We start from the raw sequence: 19,420 nt of genomic DNA, 5'->3' as shown, positions 1-19,420 counted from the left end.
ATGGGCAAGGAAACGGGCTTTCTCGAACTCGACCGTGTCGATCGCACTTATGCGGATCCGGCCGAGCGTCTGCAGCACTACAAGGAATTCGTGATTCCCCACACCGAGGATGGGCTGCGTTCGCAGGCCTCGCGGTGCATGAATTGCGGCATTCCCTACTGTCACAACGGCTGTCCGGTGAACAACATCATCCCGGACTGGAACCACATGACCTATGAAGGGGACTGGCAGGAGGCGCTGATCACGCTGCACTCCACCAACAACTTCCCCGAATTCACCGGCCGCATCTGCCCCGCCCCGTGCGAGGCGGCCTGCACGCTCAACATCACGGACGAGCCGGTGACCATCAAGTCGATCGAATGCGCCATCGTCGACAAGGGGTGGGAAAACGACTGGATCAAGCCGCAGGTCCCCGAAAAGAAGACCGGCAAGTCGGTTGCCGTCGTCGGTTCGGGTCCGGCGGGCATGGCCTGCGCACAGCAACTCGCCCGCGCCGGCCACTCGGTCACCGTGTTCGAGAAGAGCGACCGCGTTGGCGGCCTGCTTCGTTACGGCATCCCCGACTTCAAGATGGAAAAGCACCTCATCAACCGCCGCGCGGCGCAGATGGAGGCTGAAGGCGTCAACTTCCGCACTTCGACCGAAGTGGGCGTCGACATTTCCATGAAGACGCTGAAGGAAAACTTCGATGCGGTGGTTCTGGCCGGCGGTGCGGAAGACGCCCGCACGCTGAACATCCCCGGTTCGGAGATGAGCGGGGTCCGCCTCGCGATGGAGTTCCTGACGCAGCAGAACAAGCGCAACGCGGGCGACGACGAACAGCGCGCCGCCCCGCGCGGCACGCTCACCGCGACCGGCAAGCACGTCATCGTCATCGGCGGCGGCGACACCGGTTCGGACTGCGTCGGCACCTCGAACCGCCAGGGCGCGGCGAGCGTGACGCAGATCGAGATTATGCCCAAGCCGCCCGAGCGCGAAGACAAGGCGATGACCTGGCCGAACTGGCCGCTGAAGCTGCGCACCTCGTCCAGCCACGAGGAAGGCGTCGACCGCGACTGGGCGATCCTGACCAAGCGTGTCGTCGGCGAAAACGGCAAGGTCACCGGCCTCGAATGCGTCCGCATCGAGTGGGAAGGCCGCGAGATGAAGGAGATCGAAGGCAGCGAATTCACGCTGAAGGCCGATCTCATCCTTCTCGCCATGGGCTTCGTCGGTCCGAAGAAGAGCGGCATGCTGGACCAGGCTGGCCTCGAATACGATGCACGCGGCAACGTGAAGGCCGATACCACTTCGTACAAGACGAGCGACGAGAACGTCTGGGCCTGCGGCGACATGCGCCGAGGCCAGAGCCTTGTCGTCTGGGCCATCCGCGAAGGTCGCCAGTGCGCCCGCTCGCTGGATGAGGAACTGATGGGCGTGAGCGAACTCGCCCGCTGATCGGCCGAATAGCTGAAATAGAATAGGCGCGTCCCGCGGGGCGCGCCTTTTTCTTTTGTGCTGCGACACTTGCGGCTACTCAACGGGAATTCATTCTCTGGGGGTCGCAATGAACAATCCGGTAGCTTCGATCTTGAAACTTGGCGGCGCGCTCGCCTTTCTGCTCCTCGTCATCGTCGGTGGCGGGTTGGGATCGTGCGCGGCCTACAATTCGGTTCGCGTCTGGAATGCGGAGACGGCGGGCGAAGCGGAACTGGCGCAGGCATCGCAGAACCGAAAGATCGCCGTTCTCGAGGCGCAGGCTGCACTCGATAGCGCCAAGCTGAAAGCCGAAGCCGAGATCGAACGGGCCAAGGGGCTGGCCGAAGCCAATCGCATCGTTGCCGACAGTCTGGGCGGGCCTGAAGGCTACTTGCGCTACCTCTACATCCAGAACCTGGAGGAATCGCGAGGACAGATCATCTACGTGCCGACCGAAGGTGGCCTGCCTATCCTCGAAGCGGGACGGCGCGCGACTCCGGCGAACTAGCCGCCCAGTTGCGCGGTGAGACCGGCCGTGTCGAAATAATCCCGCCACTCGGTGATCTTGCCGTCCTCGACGACGAAGATGCCCATGACTGCGATGCTGGCAACCACGCGCCCGTCGGCGGCTACGACTTCGTCGATGCGTTCGTTATAAACGCTGTTGCCCTCGCTTGCGCTGGACAGGGTCTCGACGCGGATGTGGCTGCCGGGGCCGGAGACCTGTTCGAACCCTTCGATGAAGGCCAGCGTTTCCTCGATCCCGCGCGTGTCGGACATGCCGACGTTGAGATAGCGGGTGTCTGGCGTGAAATAGAGCTGCACGGACTCGGCAAAGCCGCCGGGCCTGCTCCACATCGACAGGAATGCGTCAACGGTTTCGGCTGGTGAGGGCATGGATGGTCCCCCTTTTGAAGACAAGTGCGGCGGGCCCGAAGACCCGCCGCCCTTGATCAATACATGTGCTGTCCGCCGTTGATCGACAGGGTCGACCCGGTGACGAAAGTCGCTTCCTCGGCTACGAAGAAGGCGACGCCGCGTGCGATCTCGTCGGCATGGCCAAGACGACCGACCGGGATCTTGGCGATGATCTTTTCAAGGACCGGTTCCGGCACGGCGGCGACCATGTCGGTGTCGATATAGCCCGGAGCGATCGCATTCACGGTCACGCCGTATTTCGCGCCTTCCTGTGCCAGCGCCTTGGTAAAGCCGTGGATGCCCGACTTTGCCGCGGCGTAGTTGACCTGACCGTACTGACCGGCCTGGCCGTTGACCGAGCCGATGTTGACGATGCGGCCCCACTTGCGATCGCGCATCGAGGGGAACGTTGCCTTGGCCATGTTGAAGCACCCGCCAAGGTTGACGCGCATGACTTCGTTCCAGTCTTCCCACGTCATCTTGTGCAGCACGCCGTCACGGGTGATACCCGCGTTGTTCACCACGACGTCGATCGGGCCGAGGTCTTCGGCGATCTTCGCGCAACCGGCCAGTGTCGCTTCGTGGTCGCCCACGTCGAACTTGTAGGCTGGAATTCCGGTGCGATCGGTAAAGGCCTTCGCCTTGTCGTCGTTGCCTGCGTAATTCGCGGCAACGGTCATTCCCATTTCCTTGAGTGCGAGGCTGATGCCTTCGCCGATGCCACGGCTTCCCCCGGTGACCACTGCAACTCGACTCATTGGATACTTCCCTTTCAGTTGCTCTCCTTGCGGGCCAGCCTATGGGCCGGTCCCGCTCTCCACAAGCGGACTTTCGTCGCACCCTGCGATTGCGAAACTATGTTGCGTTGCAGCGCAAGGCAATAGTCTTTTCGCAATTGCAGCATAGGCGTTCGGACTAGGCGCAAGGACGTGCTCCGAGAAAAGTCGGCGCAGCATGACACGAATTTTATGAAAGCGCCGCGACAGGTGCGGCAAGGCGATCAGAAGCGGAAGCGCGTTCCGACGTAGACCGACTGGCTATCCTGCTGTCCATCGGTCAGCGGGGTCAGGCGATCACGCTCGCTCTGATAACGAATGCCGGCCGTGACCTTGAGGTTGCCGGCAACGCGATAGGCACCGCCAACGTCGACCGACATATCGTTCGCACCAGCAAACGTGCGCGGCGAGGCGCCGGGCAGGTTCTGCTTTTCGTCAAGCTCGACCACGGTGCTGAACCTGCTCTTGTCGCTGGGCGACTTGGCGGGCGTGAAGGTGCGAAGATCGGGCGCGCTGATTTCGCCGATCGGGCTGCCGATCGTCAGGCTGCGCTTGCCGGTCTGCAGGACGTCGTCAGACTGAACGAAGCTTTGATAACCGCGCGACACGCCGAGGTTGAAAGCGACCGGTGCAACACCCGCCACGCCGCGACCTGCCTTGTCGGCGGCCTTGCGGACCGAGATGGCCTGCGCGGTTTCGGCATCGACGCGGACCGCGACGGTGATCGAGCGCGGGCCCGTTTTCGTGCCAGCCGGTGTGAAGCGGAACAGCGAACCGGCATCGCCGCCAGTGCCGCGGGCGCGGCGCAGCGTATCGACCAGCTTGGGATTAACCGATGCCGGCGTGAACGCGCCAAGGCCGTCGGCAGCCGCAAGGCTGAGATCGTGAATCGTGCTTCCGGAAACGGCGGCCACTGCGGACGAGAGGCCAACCACGCAGGCAGCACCGGCGAGCAGGCCAGTACCTGCACGCGCTACGCGCCTGAACATGGATGCTTTTCCCGTCGCCATGATGGCTTCCCGCTATCTCCGTCTCTCAACCGACCCTACGCTGTTGCGACGAGGCGGTTCCCAGCTGCGACCGAATTTAGGCCACGTAAACCAATCTACTACGCCCAACACGAGTCTGCCAAGCTTTCTCGTGTCGTGAAAAACCGATTCCGCGCAATATGTTGCAAGGAATCCGCAGAGCGGTTTTTCGGCCAGCCCCGGTTAATCATCGACCCGCCTTATGACACCCCGACGACAGCCGCACCTGGCCTTAGTCCCATTAAGCAACGGTGGTAGTCCCGCCTCTACGCTTGCCGCCCGCCCTTGCGCGGGATAGAGCAGGCCCGAGCCGGACGAAGCAGGTGCTTCGCAAGACATTCATTCTGCCCAAGGATACTGAGATTCGATGATCGGCAAGACCACCACTTTCGCCAAGACGCTGCTGCTGACCGGCGCGCTGGCCGCGCTTTCCGCATGCGGCGGCAGCAAGGACGCGGTCAAGGCAGACCTCGCGGCAAGCAAGGTCACCACGATCGGTGTCAATTCCTACCTCTGGCGCGCCAGCCTCGACACGCTGAGCTTCGCGCCGCTGGTCCAGACCGATTCGAACGGCGGCGTCATCGTGACCGACTGGTACACGAACCCCGCCAATCCGGGTGAGCGCATGAAGGTCACGGTCACGATCCTCGATCAGGACCTGCGCGCCGATGCACTGCGCGTTGCCGCCAGCCGCGAAGTTTCGCAGGGCGGGGCATGGGTCGCATCGCCGGTCCAGGCCGCCACGATCCAGAAGCTGGAAGACATCATCCTCACGCGGGCGCGCGAACTGCGCCGTGACGCGCTGACCGGCTGATCGTACGCCAGGGGCAACTGAAGATGACTGAAGAGCGTTTCGATCCGTCGGTCGCCGACGGACGCTGGCAGCGCGCGTGGGGCGAGGCAGAAGTCTTCCGCGCAGATTCGAACAGCGAGAAGCCGAAGAGCTATGTGCTCGAGATGTTCCCCTATCCTTCGGGGCGCATCCACATCGGCCACGTGCGCAATTACACGATGGGCGACGTGCTGGCGCGCTTCAAGGCGATGACCGGCCACGAAGTGTTGCACCCGATGGGCTGGGACGCGTTCGGCATGCCGGCCGAAAACGCCGCCATGGAAAAGGGCGTGCACCCCGGCGGCTGGACGCGCGAGAACATCGCCAACATGAAGGCGCAGTTGCAGCGCCTCGGCTTCGCGCTCGACTGGAGCCGCGAGTTCGCGACCTGCGATGCCGAATACTACGGCCACGAACAGGCGCTCTTCCTCTCGTTTTATGAAAACGATCTCGTCTATCGCCGCGAATCCGCGGTGAACTGGGATCCGGTCGACATGACCGTGCTGGCCAACGAACAGGTCATCGACGGACGCGGCTGGCGTTCGGGCGCTCTGGTCGAGAAGCGCAAGCTGTCGCAGTGGTTCCTCAAGATCACGCAGTTCGCCGACGATCTGCTCGAAGGTCTGGACGGTCTCGACAAGTGGCCGGAAAAGGTCCGGCTGATGCAGGAAAACTGGATCGGCAAGTCGACCGGCCTGCAAGCGCACTTCAAGGGTTCGAACTTCGACGAGACGATCGAGGTCTATACCACGCGCCCCGACACGATCTTTGGCGCCAGCTTCGTCGCGGTTGCCGCCGATCACCCGATCGCGCAGGCCGTTGCCGACACGAACCATGAAGCTGCCGACTTCATAAAGCTTTGCAAGGCCGGCGGCACGACTGCGGCCGAGCTGGAAACGGCAGAGAAGCTGGGCTTCGACACCGGCCTGAAAGTCGCGCACCCGTTCACGGGCAAGGACCTGCCGGTCTGGATCGCGAACTTCGTGCTGATGGAATACGGCACCGGCGCGATCATGGCCGTGCCGGGCCACGACCAGCGCGACTTCGAATTCGCCACCAAGTACGGCTTGCCCATCAAGCGCGTCGTCGCGGCCAGCAAGGCCGACGCGGACAAGCCTTTCGAGGGCGAAGCCGAGGCGGGCGAGGGCGTGGTCGTCAATTCGGACTTCCTCACCGGCCTCTCGGTCGAGGATGCGAAGACCGCGATCATCACCCGCGCTGCCGAAGACGGCTGGGGCGTTCCCAAGACGCAGTATCGCCTGCGCGACTGGGGCGTTTCGCGCCAGCGGTACTGGGGCACGCCGATCCCGATGATCCATTGCGATGCCTGTGGCGTCGTGCCGGTGCCGAAGGATCAGCTTCCCGTCACGCTGCCCGACGACGTGGACTTCAAGACGCCGGGCAACCCGCTCGACCGTCATCCCGCATGGAAGCATGTCGATTGCCCGAAGTGCGGCGCAAAGGCGCGGCGCGAGACCGATACGCTCGACACGTTCGCCGATTCCAGCTGGTACTTCCTGCGCTTTGCCAGCCAGCCGGGCGACAAGCCCTTCGACGCGGCGGAAGTCGCCAAGTGGCTTCCGGTGAACCAGTACATCGGCGGGATCGAACACGCGATTCTGCACTTGCTCTACGCCCGTTTCTGGACGCGCGCGCTGGCCCATTGCGGCATGATCGAGGTGAAGGAACCCTTCGCCCAGCTCTTCACGCAAGGCATGGTCACGCACGAGACATACAGCCGCGAGGCCGATGGCCGTCCGGTCTATTTCAGCCCCGGCGAGGTCGTGCGCGACGGCAATGGCGCGACCTTGAAGGACGATGGCCAGCCGGTGGATATCGGCCGCGTCATCAAGATGTCGAAGTCGAAGAAGAACGTAGTCGACCCCGACGAGATCGTGGCCCAGTACGGCGCGGACGCGGTGCGCTGGTTCATGCTTTCCGACAGCCCGCCCGAACGCGACCTGCCGTGGAGCGAGGCGGGCATCGAAGGTTGCGGCCGGTTCGTCCAGCGCCTGTGGCGTCTGTTCGGCCAGTACGATGCGAATGCGGAAGGTGACGACAAGGCACTGGCGCGCAAGATGCACCAGACGATCGCCGCCGTTGCCGACGACATCGAGGCGCTCTCCTTCAACAAGGCCGTGGCGCGCATTTACGAGCTGACCAATGCTGCCGAAAAGGCCGCGCCGTCGGCCAGCCGCAGCGAGACGATCCGCGCTCTCATGCTGCTCGTCGCGCCGATGATGCCGCACTTGTCGGAAGAGGCGTGGAGCCGCGCAGGCATGGAAGGCCTTATCGCCGAAGCTGCATGGCCTGCCTATGAAGAGGCCATGCTGGTCGAGGACGAAGTGACCATCGCCGTTCAGGTGAAGGGCAAGCTTCGCGATACGCTGACGGTTGCCAAGGGAACCGGCAAGGACGAGCTGGAGGCGCTTGCGCTCGCCAGCGAGAAAGTCCAGCGTAACATCGATGGGGCGCCCGTCCGCAAGGTGATCGTGGTGCCCGACAGGCTGGTGAACATCGTCGTCTGATGCGCTTTCTCGTACTCCCTCTTGCCCTGATGCTGTCTGCCTGCGGGCTGTCGCCCATGTATGCGGGCGGGGGCGACGGGCAGGTCGCTACGGGGCTGTCCTCGGTTTCGGTGAGCGCGATTCCCGGCCAGCAGGGCTGGCTGATGCGCGATGCACTCAACGACCGGCTCGGCTCGGCCAGCGCGTCGCCGCGTTACCGGCTCGACGTGCGGCTGGACGACCAACTCGAAGGGCTCGGCCTCCTGTCGGATGATACGATCGGGCGCGAACGTCGTACCTTGCGCGCACGTTACCGGCTGATCGACCTGTCGACGGGTGAAACGGTGCTCGACGCGACGGCCGGGGCCGACGCGGGTATCGACGTCGTCTCCAGCGAATATGCGACGATCGCGGCAGAGCAGACCGCGCTTGAGAACCTGACTCTCGAAGTCGCAAACCGCATCGTGACCAGCGTGGCGCTGAAGCTGCGTTCGGCAGGGTGAAGGCGACACAGCGCAACTTCGCCTCGGTCGCCGCAGGTGCGGCGCGCAAGGCGCGGATATTCTTCTTCTGCGGTCCGGACGAAGCCGGCGCCCACGGCGCTGCGGCGCGTATCGTCTCGATGCTCGACGCCCCGGGCGAGAAAGTCGAGATCGAGGGATCGGACCTCAAGAAAGACCCGGTCCGGCTCGCCGACGAAACCCGATCCACGTCGCTGTTCGGCGACCGCCGCCATATCGTCGTGCGCGCCAATGGCGAGGAAGCGCTCGACGCGCTGAAAATCCTGACTGACAGCGACCCTGCCGAACTTGCCGAAGGCTGGCCGGTGTTGATTGTCGCGAGTGGGGCGACCGACAATTCGCGCACGGCAAAGCTGCTGGAAAAGCGCGACGATGCGCTCGTCGTCATGTTCTATCCGCCCGACCTTGCCTCGGTCACCGGCGAAGTCCGGCGGCTGGCCGATGCGGCGGGCCTTCGCATGGGGTCCGAACTGGCGCAGCGGATCGCGGGCTCGGTCGGGCTCGACATTCGCATGGCGGCATCCGAAGTCCAGAAGCTCGCACTCTATCTCGATGCCGATGCGCAGGCTCCGCGCAGCGTAACCGCCGAAGACCTCGACGCCATCGCGGCAGAGACCGAGGACGACGGCATGATGCCGCTGGTCGATGCGGTCCTGTCGGGCGATGCGGCAGCGGTGCCGCACGAACTGGCGAGATTCAAGCAGCTGGGGCTGAACCCCGTCGGTACGGTCCTCGCGATGGAACGCCGCGTGGCACAACTGGCACAGCTCGCCGCGCGCATGGGCGACCGGCCCGATGTCGCGGGTTTCGTGAAAGGCGAGGTCGATGCCCGCCGCCTGTTCTTCCGCGACAAGGACGCCATTGCCCGCCAGCTGCAGCAATGGCGCGGGGCGCGTCTGGCACGGCTGGGCGAAAGGCTGATCGAACTGCACCGGGCACTTCTTGCCGACAGCCAAGCCGCGCCGCTTCTGTTCGCAGCCGGTTGCACGCAGATCGCACAGGCCGCTCGCCCGCGCAGATAATCGTAGCAGATCATGGGCGACCGGCGCGGCCCATTGGCAAGCCGGAACCCGTGGAGTAACGCAGCAAACTTCGGACCAGCAGCGCACTTGGGCGCAGAGCAAGATCATGAACCGTCCTCAGGGTCTCAAAGAGTACCAACGGCCGATCGGCACAGTGACCAGCCAGGCGCCCGATGCGCTGGGCCGCACGCGCTTGTTCGCGCCGACTGTGGAACCGCTCGAGAAGCGTCGGCTGCAATGTTACCTCGCGCTGGTCGTGGCCGACATTTTCGGCATTCTCATCGCCTTCACCGGGACCGCGACGCTCTATTATGGCCCCGGCCCACAGAGCCACGCGCTGCTTCAGGCGCAGTTGATGCTTCCGCTCTATCTGACAGTGGCGCTTTATAACGGGGCCTATAACCTGGGCGCTCTGCGTGTGTCCTGGCGGACCATGGGCGCGGTGTTGCGCGCGGTCGTGCTGGCGGCCTTGGCGATGGTTTTGCTCACCTATCTCAGCAAGACCGCATCAATCTATTCCCGCCTTGTTTTCCTGCTCGGCATATCGGGTTGCCTTGTCGTTCTACCTGCATTGCGTATTGCCATGCGCCGCTTCGTACGATGGCGCTGTGGTGAGCGGATCGAGAACGTGCTCGTCGTCAATGATGGTGGGCCCGATGTCGCGTTTCCAGGTGCCTATGTCGTCGATGCGAGGGCGGAGGCTCTGCGCCCAGACCTTAGCGATCCGGTGGCACTGGACAGGCTCGGGCAATGGTTCGGACCGATGGATCGGGTGCTCATCACTTGTGAAGATGACCGCAAGCTCGCCTGGGCAATGGCGCTCAAGGGGCTATCCGTCGAAGGCGAGGTCGTTGACGAAAGGGTGGAGAAGCTGGGCGCTCTGGGGGCCAACCACGTCGGCGGTCAGGGCTTTCTTCTCGTTTCGCACAAGCCGCTGGGCCTGCGCGCGCGGGCGATGAAGCGGATGCTGGATCTGGCCCTGACGATCCCTGCTATCATAATCCTGTCCCCCTTGATGCTGGCGGTCGCCGTGCTGATCTGGGCCGAGGACCGGGGGCCTTCGCTATTCGTACAAAAGCGGACAGGTCGGGCGAGCCGGTTTTTCCGCATGTACAAGTTCCGGTCCATGCGGCTTGATCGGCAGGATGAACACGGCACGCGATCCGCAAGCCGCGATGATGATCGCGTGACCCGCATAGGCCGGTTCATCCGCCGGACGTCGATCGACGAACTGCCGCAGCTGTTCAATGTCCTGTCTGGGGAAATGAGCGTTGTCGGCCCGCGCCCCCACGCGCCGGGATCGCAGGCCGGGGACAAGCTGTTCTGGGAAGTCGACGAGCGTTATTGGCAGCGGCACATGCTCAAACCCGGACTCACCGGACTGGCGCAGATCCGCGGGTTTCGCGGCGCGACCGAGAACGAGGTCGACCTACTCGACCGGCTGCAGGCAGACCTTCAATATCTCGACGGCTGGTCGATCTGGCGCGACGTCGGAATCATTTTCGCAACCCTGCGAGTGCTGGTCCACCATCGCGCTTTCTGACCGGCGGGAACGATTGTGCAAGCCGGCCGCTTTGCGTTTGCAATCAGGCAATTTTTCTGTTCTACAAGCCTCGAAATGCAGATTTATCGCGTCTGCACATTGTCCGGAGTTGATGAATGCGCGTCGTGAAAACCGCTACTTTCGCCCTCGCTGCTGCAGGCCTCGCGCTTGGCGGTGTTGCAAACGCGAAGGAAACGACTTCGGTAAACATGCTTCCGCAGGCCACTTCGGCTGACGATGCGGCCGCTCCTGCCGAAAAGAAGAAGAAGCGCCGGGGCGCTGGCTACCTGCTCGGCATTGCAGGTCTGGCTGTCCTTATCGGCGGCGTGGCGATGATCGGCGATTCGGGAAGCGATACGCCCGGTTGAACCGCGATCTGATCAAGGTTTAGAAGAACCCCGCCCGTAACGGCGGGGTTTTTCTTTTGGGGTTCGGACGGATTTGAGGGTCTGGCGGGGCAGATGCTGACAGCGAAGGCTTTCTCCAGGCCGTGCATCGCGACCGTGATCGCCTGCGCGTTGATGGCTGTTGCGATTGTATTCGGCGGGGGCGGTTCGCCTGCTCCGCGGGCCGAATTGCTGGTCGAACTGTGCGCGGCCCTTGCCCTTGTCGCATGGGTGTTTCTCGCAAAAGACCGGCAACGGATCGACCCTCTCGTAATCGCCCTTGCGGCCATCGTCATCGCGGTCCCGCTGATCCAGTTGGTCCCCCTGCCGCCTGCAGTCTGGCAGGCGCTTCCGGGGCGGGATAGCGCCGTCGCGGCACTGGAACTGGTTGGTGCAGCGGACGAGTGGCGACCCATCTCGCTGGATCCGGCGCAGACGCTGGCCAGCCTGCTCTCGCTAGGTCCTCCGCTGGTCCTGATGGTGATCGTTGCCTCGCTTTCTTGCGACCAGCGCAGACTACTGCTGCTGATCGTGATCATGGGCGGATTTGCGACGGCGATACTTGGCGCGATGCAATTGGCTGCAGGTGGTAGCGCGCTGCGTTTGTACGGGGAGAGCCACCGCGACTGGATCGTCGGGTTCCAGGCCAACCGGAACGCTACGGCGGATGTTGTTCTGATCGCCATGGTGGCACTTGGCGCATCGGCGGGCGTGCCGGGCCGCAAACGCCATGCGGTCTGGTGGCTGATGGGCGGACTTGGCTTGCTCTCGCTGACGTTGATCTTAACCGGATCGCGCGCGGGGATTGCGCTGCTAGTTCCTGCGCTGTTCTTCGCGGGTCTGGCATCGGGCATTGCCATCTTCGGTTCCCGCCGCCGCATTGCTGTCGCACTGGGCCTTGCCAGCATCGCCATTGCCGGGCTCCTCGCCGCACTGACTACCGGACCAGTTGGGCGCGTGGCCAGCCGGTTCGACGTGTCGAGCGATTTCCGCTTCGAACTATGGCGTGACGGCTGGTCGGCGGCGCAGGCATTCTGGCCGGTTGGCGGCGGAATGGGTGGGTTTGCGAAACTGCTCTTGCCGTTTGAGCGGCTGGAAGTCGTCGACCGTACCTGGCCCAATCGCGCGCACAACGACTATCTCGAACTCGTGGTCGAAAGCGGTGCGATCGGTGTGGTCGCCCTGATCGCCTGCGCGGTGCTGATCGCGATCATGGCGTGGCGGTCGTGCCGATCTGGCGCAATCCCCCGCGAACAACGGCTTTTCGCATTCGGAACGGTCGCGATTCTTGCCCTCCACTCGCTCGTGGACTACCCCCTGCGCTCCATGTCGCTTGCCTGTCTGCTGGCATTGGCCGTCGCGATGATGGCCCGGTCGGGACGGCGGGCGCTTGAGAAGGACACCAATTCGTGAATTCAAGGGCTGCGTTGCTGGCCATCATGGCCGCCCCCCTCATGCTAGGCGCGTGTCAAAAGACCGTGACGACGCAATTGCCGCAAGGCAGCGCGGCCTATGACGCGATCGCCGTTGCGCCTGAAGTGGCGAATCCTTCGGTTTACAGCCTGCGCGCTGGCGACCGGATCGACGTCAGCGTGTTCCGCGAAAAGGATTTCAGCGCGCAGAAGGTGCTGGTCGACGTATCGGGCAACATCGCGCTTCCCATGCTGGGCACGATCCCCGCCGCCGGCATGACGCAGGACGAGCTTGCCGCGAATATCCGCGACCGGCTTGCTGCATCGTTTCTGCGTGACCCGCGCGTTACCGTCTCCGTCGAAACTCCCGCCCTCCTCACCGTCTCGGTCGAGGGCGAGGTCGAGCAGCCCGGCGTCTACGAGATGCAGCCCGGCCACACGCTTTTGAGCGCGATCGCCATGGCCCGTTCGACGACGGACCGCGCCAAGGTCGACCAGGTCCTGGTCTTCCGCACCGTGAACGGCGAACGACTGGGCGCGCGCTTCGATCTGGCCATGATCCGCGCGGGGCGGGCGCCCGATCCGGTGATCCTTCCCGGCGATGTCGTCGTTGTCGGCTATTCGCAGGTTCGCGGCGTCTTCCAAGACTTCCTGAAGACCGCGCCGCTGCTCAACATCTTCTATCGCTACTGACGCGATCCGAGCGATCTAAACTGGACACGAAATTGGCTAGCACGTCGAACGCTCCGGTCCCCATGAACCCGCTTCTCGGGCCGACCGATCCCTATGAGGCAGGGAAGGGCAGCACGATCGGCGAGCTGGTGCGCTATGCGCTTGCGCTCGTCCGTCGCAACGTAATTCCGATCGCGCTGATCATGGCGGCTATGGTCGCGATCGCGGTTGTCTCCACGATGCTCGACACGCCGCGCTATACCGCGACCGCGACGATCCAGATCAACGACCAGAGCGAGAAAGTGCTGGGCGAGGAACTGGACAGCGCAAGCAACGTCAACAGCGGCTGGGACGTGGACCGTTTCCTCAACACCCAGCTAGAAATCCTGGAAAGCCGCGACGTTGCCCTGCGCGTGGCGAATGCGCTGGACCTCTATGAAGACGAGGCCTTTTTTACCGCGATGGAAGTCGAACTTCCCGCTGAAGGCATGACCCGCGCCATGCGCGAGGACCTGACGATCGGTCTCTTGCGCGGCAACATGATCAGCGACCTGCCGCGCGAAAGCCGCATCGCGCGCATCAGCTTTACGAGCGCCAGCCCCGACCTTTCGGCGAGGATCGCCAACGAATTCGCGGCCCAGTTCATCCAGTCGAGCCTGCAGCGCCGCTACGACAGTTCGTCCTATGCGCGCGAATTCATTTCCGAGCAGCTTGGCGAAGCGCGTGCGCAACTGGAAACGTCGGAGCGCGAGCTCAATGCCTATGCCCGCCAGGCCGGCCTGATCCGCGGGCGCGGTTCGATGAGCGACGGGGACACGACGTCGAGCAGCGTGACGGCGAGCAGCCTTGTCCAGCTGAATGAGGCGGCAAACCGCGCGCGAGCCGAACGCATCGAGCTAGAGGCCCGCTGGCGCGCCGAAGCGGCCCAGCCGCTGCTGTCGTCGACGACCGTTCTGGCCAATCCCACGGTGCAGAGCCTCATGACCGAACGTGCGCGCATCGATTCCCAAATCAAGACGCTGCGCGCCCGCTATCTCGACGACTATCCCGAGATCGTCGAGCTTCAGACCCAGCGCGAGGAACTGACCGACCAGATCCGCAGCGTCGCCCAGTCAGTGCGCGACGGCGTGCGCGGCGAATACCTCGCCGCAAGCGAGGCCGAGCGTCAGCTTCGCAACCAGGTCGGATCGCTACGAGGTGACACGCTAGCCGAACAGGACCGTTCGGTGCGTTACAACACATTGGCGCGCGAGGCGGATACGGCGCGGTCGATCTACGAAGGGCTGCTGCAGCGCTTCCGCGAACTGAACGCTTCTGCCGGCATCGCGAACAGCAACTTGTCGATCGTCGACACGGCGCAGGTCCCGACGGGGCATTCTTCGCCGAACCTGTTCAAGAACCTGCTGATTGCTCTCCTGCTCGGCGCGATGCTGTCGGCCGCGTTCGTGTTCCTGCGCGATCAGCTGGACGACCTGATCCGCATTCCCGAAGACGTGCAGGGCAAGGTCAAGCTGCCGCTGCTGGGCGTCATTCCGGTCTCGGACGAGCATACGCCCGAAGAGGACCTGCTCGATCCCAAGTCGCCGATGTCGGAAGCCTATAACTCGCTGCGCGGCCAGCTGCTCTATTCGACGGCCGATGGCCTGCCCAAGGTGTTGCTCATCACCAGTTCGCAGCCGTCCGAGGGTAAATCCACGACCAGTAACGCGATCGCCTATTCCCTCGCCCGCATGGGCAAGCGCGTGGTGTTGATCGATGCGGACCTTCGCCGGCCGTCGGAACACAAGCGCCATTCGCTGCCCAACAAGCACGGCCTTTCGGGCCTGCTAACCGGCGTCGACACGATCGGCGCCGAAACGGTGCACGAGGTTGCCGAGAACTTGTCGGTGATTACGTCCGGCCCGATCCCGCCGAGCCCGACCGAACTTCTGGCAGGGCCGCGTTTGGCAGGTCTGCTGGAAGAGCTTTCGGCAAGCTTCGACTGCATCATCCTCGACAGCCCGCCGATCCTGGGACTTGCCGATGCACCGGTTGTCAGCGCGCTGGCAGATGGTGTGCTGTTCGTGATCGAATCCGATCGCGGCCGCACCGGACAGCTGCGCACCGCGCTTCAGCGCCTGCGCGCGATGGACCCGGTGATCCTGGGCGCCGTGCTGACCAAGTTCGATTCCCGCAAGGCGTCGAACCTCTATTCCGAATATTACGGCTACGAATACTACCGCTACCAAAGCTCGGGCGATGGCGCGGCCTGACATGTCCGTTTTGCCGGCGCGAGGGGCCTTGCGCTGGATCGTCGCGGCTGGCGCGCTGGTCTATGCGGTCGCCGCGCTGGGTAGCGGGCTGGACCGGATCGCGGGGCGCGAGATCATGGCCGAAGGCGCAGTTCCGGCCATCTTCCGAAGCGAGGCCGATGTGGCACGCGCAAGGCTGGCCGTATCGCGCCAAGATGGCGAGGCGGCTGTCGATGCCGGGCAGGACGCGGTTCGCAAGCAGCCGTTCTATGGCGTTGGCGCGGGCATGCTGGCCAGCGGCTACCTGCTGTCGGGCGATACTGCGAGGGCCGATGCCGCCTACCGCGTGTCGGCGGCTGGCGGCTGGCGCGAACCGGCGACACAGCTTTACTGGGCGCAGCAGACGCTGGAGCTGGGCGAATACGATCTGGCCGCAGCGCGCATCGATGCGATCCTGCGCGCTCACCCGATCCTGCCGCAAGCCGACGAACTGCGCGCCGAACTCGAGGCCAGCCCCGAGGGGCGCGAGGCACTGGCCGCCCGCTTGGCCGAGCAGCCGGTCTGGCTGCTGCCCTATCTGACGCTGGGTGCTGAGACCGCGGACGCGACCGCGGCGGCGCGTGTCGACGTTCTGGAGCGGCTTGCGAACCGGTCGGGTCCGCTCGGCTGCGAGAAGATTGCCATGACGGCGACCGCCTTGGTGAAGCGCTCGCTCTGGGATGTGGCAGAGGCGGTCTGGTCGGCGCATTGCCCCGATGGCGTCGGCCTTGCCCGCAAGATCGATGGCGGCTTTGCGGGAGAGGCAAAATCGCCTTTCGCCTGGCAATTGATGCCCAGCGGGGACGTCTCGGTAAGCGAAGGCGGCGGGGCGCTGCGCGTCGCCAATCGCGGGCGGATCGCGCGGGTCTTTGCCACGCGCCTCGTCCGTTTCGCGCCGGGCAAGGCGTCTGTCGAGATCACCAGCGACGGGGCCAAAGATATGGTCGCCGCCTCGTTAGACTGTGGTGATCCGGCACGGCCATCGTTCGGGCGGCAGGACGCTATTTCGGTGCCCGACTGCTCGGTCCAGATACTTTCGCTATGGGCAAGGCCGGGAACGCAGATCGCGGTGGAGAGCGTGAAGGCTGGCTCAACCGGCTCTTGAGCGCACCTTTTCGGCAGGGTTGCCGCGATATATTCCACCTTCGTCCGCATCGCCGAACAGCACGCCGCGCGCGGCAAGGACCGATCGGTCGGCCATCGTGACGCCGGGCCCGACGAAAGCCTCTGCCGCGACCCAGCAGTTGCTGCCTATCACGACCGGCTTCAGCACCAACTGGAAATCCTCGCCGCGAATGTCGTGACTGCTGGCGCAGACGTGCGCCCTCTGCGACACAACCGACTTCGCCCCGATCGTGATGCGTCCCTGGTTATAGAGGATGGCGCCGGGCCCGATCAGCGCGTTGGCGCCGAGGTCGAGATTGGCGGGGTGCCAGATCCGGACGCTGGCATGGACCCGTGCGCCGCTGGCAACCCGCGCTCCGAACAGGCGCAGGACCAGCCGCCGCCAGCCGTGCATCGGGGGCGGGGTAAATCGGCACAGGACCAGCCATGCTGCCATCCACACCACGCGAAACAGGCGGTTCGACAGCGGGAAGCTGGCCCCGCCTTCGAGCGGACGGGTCTCGCTGGCGTCGAGAACTTTCATGTCTTTCCGCCTCCTTGCGCGACGAGCGTGCCGATCAGGTCGCACCACTTGCGCGACACGGCCGCAGCGCCGAACGGCCCATCTGCCAGCGCGGTCGCGGCGCGGGATATCTCATTCCATTGCGCGCCCGTCATGTCGAGCGCCTTGGCGATCGCATCGGCAATCGTCACGGCGGTCATGCCGCAATCGATCGCGGCCCCGGCACCGAACCCTTCGGGCAAGTTGCACGCCTCGCTCATCAGCATCGGCGTGCCCGCGGCCCATGCCTCCAGCGCGGCGACGGGCAGGCCCTCGCTTAGCGAAGGCAACACCATGAAACGCGAGGCCGAAAGCAGGGCGTCCTTTTCGCCGCCGAAGACCGGTCCGACGAAACGGATGCTGTCGGGAGCGGTCTCTAGCCGAAGGTTCAGCGCCTCGACGTCGCTATCCTCGCCCCATCCGGCCAGTGTCAGCACCGCGCCTTCGGGCAGTCGGCCCGAATCGGCCCGCATCTGCCACGCATCGATCAGGGCCATCAGGTTCTTCTTCGGGTGGATGCGCCCGATATACCCGACATTGGGTAGCCGGTCCTGCGCCGGAGTATCGGTCACTGGCGGGCCGGGATTGGGAATGACCTCGCTTTTCACGTCCCCCACCTCTGCCGCGATGTCTTCCGCCTCTCGCTCGGTCAGCGCGTGAAACGCGCTTGCTGCGCGCCAGCTACGCCTTTCGTAACCGGCCCGCGCCAGCGCTTTCTTCCAGCGCCCCCGCGACGTGATCCACGGATCGAGCATCCCGTGCGGAGAAATGACGTAAGGCCGCCCCGTCCGCCGCGCCCAGGATGCCCCAGCCGCAGAAGGATACATCCAGATGCCATGCAGGTGCAGCAAGTCGAGGTCTGCCTCGATCAGCGCATCGACCAGCTTCGGCGCATAGCCGACCTGTTCGGGCCCCAGCACCGGGACCGTCGCGACCTCGCACCCGGACAGCCGCTCGCGATCCTTGTCTGCAAAAGCATCGGCCAGCCCGAAAACGTGAACTTTCGCGCCTGCCTCGCGCAGCAGTGCAGCGTGGTGGACGACCGCTTCGAACACGCCGCCGCCCAGCCGCGAGACGCGGGCCGTCAACAGCCCGATGCGCAGTCCGGCAATATCGACAGTCCGGTCCAAGAGCTCTCCCACGCTAAAACAGTGTGTTTGCCGGAAATTTGCGCATGCCGCAGGCTCTCTCGGTTGCATGAGCGCGGCAAGTGTCGCTAAGTGCCGCTAACTAATCACTTCCACGACTATGGGAAACGCAAAATGGCCTCGGACCGCAGGGTTGCACTGATCACGGGCGTAACCGGACAGGACGGTGCTTATCTTGCCGAACTGCTGCTGGAAAAGGGCTACGAGGTCCATGGCATCAAGCGCCGCTCGTCCTCGTTCAACACTGGCCGCATCGAGGACATCTATCAGGACCCGCACGAGCAGAACCGCCGGTTCCACCTGCATTATGGTGATATGACCGATGCGACGAACCTGATCCGGATCGTGCAGGAAACGAAGCCGTCGGAGATCTACAATCTCGCCGCGCAAAGCCACGTGCAGGTCAGCTTCGAAACGCCCGAATATACCGCCAATGCCGACGGCATCGGCACTCTGCGCCTGCTGGAGGCGATCCGCATTCTCGGCATGGAGAATGAAACCCGCTTCTACCAGGCCTCGACGTCCGAACTCTACGGGCTGGTGCAGGAAGTTCCGCAGTCCGAAAAGACGCCGTTCTATCCGCGCAGTCCTTATGCCGCGGCCAAGCTCTATGCCTATTGGGTCGTGGTGAACTACCGCGAGGCATATGGCATTCATGCCTCGAACGGCATCCTCTTCAACCACGAAAGCCCGCTTCGCGGCGAGACGTTCGTCACCCGCAAGATCACGCGCGCGGCCGCCGCGATCAAGCTTGGCCGGCAGGACCGGCTCTATCTCGGAAACCTCGGAGCCCAGCGCGACTGGGGTCATGCGCGCGAATATGTGCGCGGCATGTGGCTGATGATGCAGCAGGACGAGCCCGACGATTACGTGCTGGCGACCGGAGAGACGACCGAAGTGCGCGAATTCGTGCGCTGGTCGTTCGAGGATGCCGGTATCCCGATTGAGTTCCGCGGCGAGGGCGTGGACGAGAAGGGCTACTGCCTCGAAACCGGGCGCTGCCTTGTCGAGGTAGACCCGCGCTATTTCCGCCCGACGGAAGTGGACCTGCTGCTCGGTGATCCCGCCAAGGCACACGAAAAGCTGGGCTGGCGTCATGAGACCAGCGTGCGCGAACTCGCACGAGAGATGACGCTTGCCGATCTGGAAGTCATGCGCGACGCGCCCATCGCCAAGGGCGCTTGATGAGCCACCGCATACCGCTGGTCTGCACTTCGATCAGGCCAGCAGAAATCGAGGCGGCGCAGGAAATTCTTGCGTC

The 19,420-nt window shown here is 64.2% G+C and carries 18 protein-coding genes; 13 read left to right on the top strand and 5 right to left on the bottom strand.

Annotated elements, in window-relative coordinates:
* A complete protein-coding gene (locus tag KIH45_RS08060; protein ID WP_213175501.1) occupies positions 1-1,437 on the top strand; it encodes a glutamate synthase subunit beta in 1,437 nt (478 codons plus the stop codon).
* A gap of 109 nt (positions 1,438-1,546) precedes the next feature.
* Positions 1,547-1,966: an SPFH domain-containing protein gene (locus tag KIH45_RS08055; RefSeq protein ID WP_213175500.1), complete on the top strand. Its 420-nt coding sequence runs from the start codon at positions 1,547-1,549 to the stop codon at positions 1,964-1,966.
* On the opposite strand, the gene KIH45_RS08050 is transcribed toward KIH45_RS08055, so the two are convergent.
* From KIH45_RS08050 to KIH45_RS08040, 3 genes are all read right to left on the bottom strand, one after another.
* On the bottom strand, positions 1,963-2,355 hold the full coding sequence (locus tag KIH45_RS08050; RefSeq protein ID WP_213175499.1) for a limonene-1,2-epoxide hydrolase family protein: 393 nt from the start codon (positions 2,353-2,355) through the stop codon (positions 1,963-1,965). The two genes, KIH45_RS08055 and KIH45_RS08050, sit on opposite strands and share 4 nt — an antisense overlap.
* A 56-nt stretch (positions 2,356-2,411) precedes the next feature.
* Positions 2,412-3,134, bottom strand: coding sequence for an acetoacetyl-CoA reductase (gene phbB / locus KIH45_RS08045; RefSeq protein ID WP_213175498.1), 723 nt, complete (start codon positions 3,132-3,134; stop codon positions 2,412-2,414).
* A 242-nt stretch (positions 3,135-3,376) separates the two neighbouring features.
* Positions 3,377-4,141 carry a Rho GTPase-activating protein gene (locus tag KIH45_RS08040; protein ID WP_225899763.1) on the bottom strand — a complete coding sequence of 255 codons (765 nt, stop codon included), beginning with the start codon at positions 4,139-4,141 and terminating at the stop codon, positions 3,377-3,379.
* 406 nt (positions 4,142-4,547) lie between these two features.
* Between KIH45_RS08040 and KIH45_RS08035 the strand changes: the two genes are divergently transcribed.
* The 10 genes from KIH45_RS08035 (at position 4,548) to KIH45_RS07990 (ending at position 16,450) form a co-directional block, all read left to right on the top strand.
* Positions 4,548-4,994, top strand: coding sequence for a DUF3576 domain-containing protein (locus tag KIH45_RS08035; RefSeq protein WP_213175497.1), 447 nt, complete (start codon positions 4,548-4,550; stop codon positions 4,992-4,994).
* 23 nt (positions 4,995-5,017) lie between these two features.
* The gene (leuS, locus tag KIH45_RS08030) at positions 5,018-7,540 is read left to right on the top strand and encodes a leucine--tRNA ligase (protein ID WP_213175496.1); all 2,523 of its coding nucleotides are present in this window, start codon (positions 5,018-5,020) and stop codon (positions 7,538-7,540) included.
* Entirely contained in the window at positions 7,540-8,022 is a 483-nt protein-coding gene (gene lptE, locus KIH45_RS08025) for an LPS assembly lipoprotein LptE (RefSeq protein ID WP_213175495.1), read from the top strand. The genes leuS and lptE overlap by 1 nt, the downstream gene beginning before the upstream one ends.
* Complete coding sequence (holA, locus tag KIH45_RS08020; protein WP_213175494.1) at positions 8,019-9,062, top strand: DNA polymerase III subunit delta; 1,044 nt, start codon at positions 8,019-8,021, stop codon at positions 9,060-9,062. Before lptE ends, holA begins: the two co-directional genes overlap by 4 nt.
* A gap of 106 nt (positions 9,063-9,168) precedes the next feature.
* Positions 9,169-10,605 carry a sugar transferase gene (locus tag KIH45_RS08015; protein ID WP_213175493.1) on the top strand — a complete coding sequence of 479 codons (1,437 nt, stop codon included), beginning with the start codon at positions 9,169-9,171 and terminating at the stop codon, positions 10,603-10,605.
* 116 nt (positions 10,606-10,721) lie between these two features.
* Positions 10,722-10,973 (top strand): hypothetical protein, encoded by a 252-nt coding sequence (locus tag KIH45_RS08010; protein ID WP_213175492.1) that lies wholly within the window; start codon positions 10,722-10,724, stop codon positions 10,971-10,973.
* 153 nt (positions 10,974-11,126) lie between these two features.
* Entirely contained in the window at positions 11,127-12,404 is a 1,278-nt protein-coding gene (locus KIH45_RS08005; RefSeq protein ID WP_213175491.1) for an O-antigen ligase family protein, read from the top strand.
* Entirely contained in the window at positions 12,401-13,096 is a 696-nt protein-coding gene (locus KIH45_RS08000; protein ID WP_213175490.1) for a polysaccharide biosynthesis/export family protein, read from the top strand. Before KIH45_RS08005 ends, KIH45_RS08000 begins: the two co-directional genes overlap by 4 nt.
* Before the next feature lie 62 nt (positions 13,097-13,158).
* Positions 13,159-15,327 carry a GumC family protein gene (locus KIH45_RS07995; RefSeq protein WP_213175489.1) on the top strand — a complete coding sequence of 723 codons (2,169 nt, stop codon included), beginning with the start codon at positions 13,159-13,161 and terminating at the stop codon, positions 15,325-15,327.
* A gap of 1 nt (position 15,328) precedes the next feature.
* Positions 15,329-16,450, top strand: coding sequence for a tetratricopeptide repeat protein (locus KIH45_RS07990; RefSeq protein WP_213175488.1), 1,122 nt, complete (start codon positions 15,329-15,331; stop codon positions 16,448-16,450).
* Here KIH45_RS07990 and KIH45_RS07985 read toward each other — a convergent pair.
* Both KIH45_RS07985 and KIH45_RS07980 read right to left on the bottom strand, forming a co-directional pair.
* Positions 16,436-16,993 carry an LbetaH domain-containing protein gene (locus tag KIH45_RS07985; protein ID WP_213175487.1) on the bottom strand — a complete coding sequence of 186 codons (558 nt, stop codon included), beginning with the start codon at positions 16,991-16,993 and terminating at the stop codon, positions 16,436-16,438. The genes KIH45_RS07990 and KIH45_RS07985 overlap by 15 nt on opposite strands.
* Positions 16,990-18,141, bottom strand: a complete 1,152-nt coding sequence (locus KIH45_RS07980) for a glycosyltransferase (RefSeq protein ID WP_213175486.1) — start codon at positions 18,139-18,141, stop codon at positions 16,990-16,992. Before KIH45_RS07980 ends, KIH45_RS07985 begins: the two co-directional genes overlap by 4 nt.
* 132 nt (positions 18,142-18,273) lie before the next feature.
* On the opposite strand from KIH45_RS07980, the gene gmd reads away from it, so the two are divergent.
* The gene (gmd, locus tag KIH45_RS07975) at positions 18,274-19,344 is read left to right on the top strand and encodes a GDP-mannose 4,6-dehydratase (RefSeq protein WP_213175485.1); all 1,071 of its coding nucleotides are present in this window, start codon (positions 18,274-18,276) and stop codon (positions 19,342-19,344) included.
* Positions 19,345-19,420 lie beyond the last annotated feature (76 nt).

The organism is Croceicoccus gelatinilyticus, assembly GCF_018398395.1.
In the GTDB taxonomy this organism is placed as follows: Bacteria; Pseudomonadota; Alphaproteobacteria; order Sphingomonadales; family Sphingomonadaceae; genus Croceicoccus; species Croceicoccus gelatinilyticus.
This window is presented reverse-complemented; position numbering and strand designations above follow the sequence as displayed.

Coding starts and splice junctions, on each gene's coding strand:
- KIH45_RS08060 (WP_213175501.1), top strand. CDS start 1: ATGGGCAAGGAAACGGGCTTTCTCGAACTCGACCGTGTCGATCGCACT.
- KIH45_RS08055 (WP_213175500.1), top strand. CDS start 1,547: ATGAACAATCCGGTAGCTTCGATCTTGAAACTTGGCGGCGCGCTCGCC.
- KIH45_RS08050 (WP_213175499.1), bottom strand. CDS start 2,355: ATGCCCTCACCAGCCGAAACCGTTGACGCATTCCTGTCGATGTGGAGC.
- phbB (WP_213175498.1), bottom strand. CDS start 3,134: ATGAGTCGAGTTGCAGTGGTCACCGGGGGAAGCCGTGGCATCGGCGAA.
- KIH45_RS08040 (WP_225899763.1), bottom strand. CDS start 4,141: ATGTTCAGGCGCGTAGCGCGTGCAGGTACTGGCCTGCTCGCCGGTGCT.
- KIH45_RS08035 (WP_213175497.1), top strand. CDS start 4,548: ATGATCGGCAAGACCACCACTTTCGCCAAGACGCTGCTGCTGACCGGC.
- leuS (WP_213175496.1), top strand. CDS start 5,018: ATGACTGAAGAGCGTTTCGATCCGTCGGTCGCCGACGGACGCTGGCAG.
- lptE (WP_213175495.1), top strand. CDS start 7,540: ATGCGCTTTCTCGTACTCCCTCTTGCCCTGATGCTGTCTGCCTGCGGG.
- KIH45_RS08015 (WP_213175493.1), top strand. CDS start 9,169: ATGAACCGTCCTCAGGGTCTCAAAGAGTACCAACGGCCGATCGGCACA.
- KIH45_RS08010 (WP_213175492.1), top strand. CDS start 10,722: ATGCGCGTCGTGAAAACCGCTACTTTCGCCCTCGCTGCTGCAGGCCTC.
- KIH45_RS08005 (WP_213175491.1), top strand. CDS start 11,127: ATGGCTGTTGCGATTGTATTCGGCGGGGGCGGTTCGCCTGCTCCGCGG.
- KIH45_RS07995 (WP_213175489.1), top strand. CDS start 13,159: ATGAACCCGCTTCTCGGGCCGACCGATCCCTATGAGGCAGGGAAGGGC.
- KIH45_RS07990 (WP_213175488.1), top strand. CDS start 15,329: ATGTCCGTTTTGCCGGCGCGAGGGGCCTTGCGCTGGATCGTCGCGGCT.
- KIH45_RS07985 (WP_213175487.1), bottom strand. CDS start 16,993: ATGAAAGTTCTCGACGCCAGCGAGACCCGTCCGCTCGAAGGCGGGGCC.
- gmd (WP_213175485.1), top strand. CDS start 18,274: ATGGCCTCGGACCGCAGGGTTGCACTGATCACGGGCGTAACCGGACAG.